This window comes from Paenibacillus sp. UNC217MF (genome assembly GCF_000686865.1).
In the GTDB taxonomy this organism is placed as follows: domain Bacteria; phylum Bacillota; class Bacilli; order Paenibacillales; family Paenibacillaceae; genus Paenibacillus_B; species Paenibacillus_B suaedae.
The window spans coordinates 1-1,876 of record NZ_JMLT01000043.1; the positions used below are offsets into that span (position 1 = coordinate 1).

3 protein-coding genes are annotated in these 1,876 nt (G+C 43.9%); 2 read left to right on the top strand and 1 reads right to left on the bottom strand.

Annotated elements, in window-relative coordinates; genetic code table 11:
• Positions 1-522 precede the first annotated feature (522 nt).
• The gene (locus BP95_RS33955; RefSeq protein ID WP_231515126.1) at positions 523-783 is read right to left on the bottom strand and encodes a LysR substrate-binding domain-containing protein; all 261 of its coding nucleotides are present in this window, start codon (positions 781-783) and stop codon (positions 523-525) included.
• 89 nt (positions 784-872) lie between these two features.
• Between BP95_RS33955 and BP95_RS33960 the strand changes: the two genes are divergently transcribed.
• Both BP95_RS33960 and BP95_RS33965 read left to right on the top strand, forming a co-directional pair.
• Positions 873-1,265 carry an alkaline phosphatase family protein gene (locus BP95_RS33960; protein WP_021253509.1) on the top strand — a complete coding sequence of 131 codons (393 nt, stop codon included), beginning with the start codon at positions 873-875 and terminating at the stop codon, positions 1,263-1,265.
• Between the two features lie 368 nt (positions 1,266-1,633).
• A complete protein-coding gene (locus BP95_RS33965; RefSeq protein ID WP_021253506.1) occupies positions 1,634-1,876 on the top strand; it encodes a 2,3-bisphosphoglycerate-independent phosphoglycerate mutase in 243 nt (80 codons plus the stop codon).

Below are 1,876 nucleotides of genomic sequence, written 5' to 3' on the forward strand. Positions count from 1 at the left end.
AAGTTAAGTTTGAACTGCTCATATCTTTTGACGAGGTATTGCTACCTCATTCACAAACGTTGCTCGTTGTTCAGTTTTCAAAGAACAATCTTCAACCCAGCGCTTCGGCTTATTGCCTCTTTCGCTTTCGTTCACCGCGTCTCTCAGCGGCGACTTTTATATCTTATCACTTCATCAACTCGAAGTCAACAACTTTTTTTAATTTGTTTTCTTCGTTCGATTGACTGCCTCCTAATGAAGCAGGATTTAGAATATATCATATTTCGAAGGTATAATGCAAGTCTTTTTTAAACTATTTTCAAATCCTTTTTTCATGTCCTCCAATCCTCTTCTTTCTATCCTCTGTACCTACTTGGTTAAAATGTTGTTCAGCATTGTAATGAATGCTTTAGCTGCTGGCGACAGATGCTTGTTTTAGTGATGAACATATTGAACCCCTCTCTCAAACTTCACTTCATCTATGGGAATACAACTAGCAGTTCACTAGCAATCTCCTGCATCTTCATTAATTCAGATATGCTGCTATGCAAGTCCATGGATAACGCCCTGTTTAATTCCTTCCAAGCTGCTGATATCAATCGTATTGGATATCGCGATGCCCGCCTGTTCGAACTTCATATCGAGGAATTGCCTTGTTGCTGACTTATCCGGCTTCATAAGAAAGGTCTCATTTTGAAGATCATATAACGTGCACCTCCTCTTCTGGGCTAAATGGTGATCTGGACGTGCAATGAGAACAAGGCGATCGGTGATAAAACGCGCAAATCTGATACCGTGACTCATCGACTTCTACTTGATCGGACAATACGAGAAATTCAATGCTGTTGGATTCCAATTGATGAATCAGCTGCTGTGAGGATGTAAGCTTCATCTTGGATTCACGCCTGAGCAACCCATGTCGTGGCCCCATCGAAGCACTTGGAGTCGGAATCGATATTCAGCCTGGAGATGTCGTTCTTCGCTGCAATTTTGCCACTGTAGAAGATGGTATAGTGCTGGATCGACGCACTGGCCGCATACGGGAACATACGGACAAGCTTGCTGAATCCATTTCAGGAATAGAAGTAGCCGAGGGCATCTATGCTTACTGCAAGCCTGCGACTGAACATCGTCCTGTACTTGTGCTGCGTAGACAGGGATTAAGTGATCAAATTACTGATTCTGACCCGAAAGCACCGAACGACGGCAAACCGTATCTTCCTGTTCAGCCGTTGGAAGATACATTAGAAGCACGACGACTGCTTCTAGAGTCAACCGCTTCTTAGAAATATCTTCTCGGATCTTGTCATCGCACCCTGCGAATGAGGAGCGAGTAGCTAATGGATTGCTGCCTGCCAGCTTCATTCTAACCCGTGGTGCAGGTAGTAGGTTGAACTTGAGCCGATTGCTTCGAGAATGAATTTCCGAGGTTGCTGCATTGCTGTAGAAAGCACCATTCTTTGGGTAGCGGAACTAGCCGGGTACACAACCATTACAGATATAAGAATGACCTGAAGTATGGATACTGATGTTAAACTGAAAGCAGAACTTGCACTTGAACAGATTGTCCATCATTACATTGTCTATGTTCATCTTAAAGCTCCAGATGTAATGGGGCCGATGATGAACCACTAAAAAGGCTCAATCGCTAGAAATGTTTGATAGAAATGTTGGCATAAACGCTGATCAACTATCAGAGGATGTATACCTAGCACTGGCCGCTGATCATTCTACTCCTTCTGAGGTTAAGGAGCATACTGGAGAGCCAGTTCCCGTCGTTATCTATGGATCAAGCATTCGAAAAGATCGAGTCGCCTCTTATAATGAAACGGACTGTGCCCATGGTGCACTTGGCCGGATGTCTGGTTCCAAGTTCGTCCGAACCTTGCATGGTTAA